Raw genomic sequence first — 233 nt, 5'->3', positions numbered from 1 at the left:
GCTGCATACCGGTTTCTGGGTAAAATCCTCAACAACGTGAAGAAGTGGCAGATCCCGCGATTCATCAACACGGATAAAGCGCCCGCCTATGGTCGCGCGCTTGCTCTGCTCAATCGCGAAGGCCGGTGCCCGTCTGACGTTGAACACCGACAGATTAAGTACCGGAACAACGTGATTGAATGCGATCTTGGCAAACTGAAACGGATAATCGGCGCCACGCTGGGATTTAAATC

1 protein-coding gene is annotated in these 233 nt (G+C 52.8%); it reads left to right on the top strand.

Annotated elements, in window-relative coordinates; genetic code table 11:
• A partial coding sequence (locus tag ACEN8I_RS24215) for a DDE-type integrase/transposase/recombinase (protein ID WP_413331205.1) occupies positions 1-233 on the top strand: 233 nt, incomplete at both ends.

Source organism: Polaromonas sp. CT11-55, assembly GCF_047303325.1.
Taxonomy (GTDB): Bacteria; Pseudomonadota; Gammaproteobacteria; order Burkholderiales; family Burkholderiaceae_C; genus Polaromonas.
Note: the sequence above shows the minus strand (reverse complement) of the source record. Positions and strands in the feature narration are given on the sequence as shown.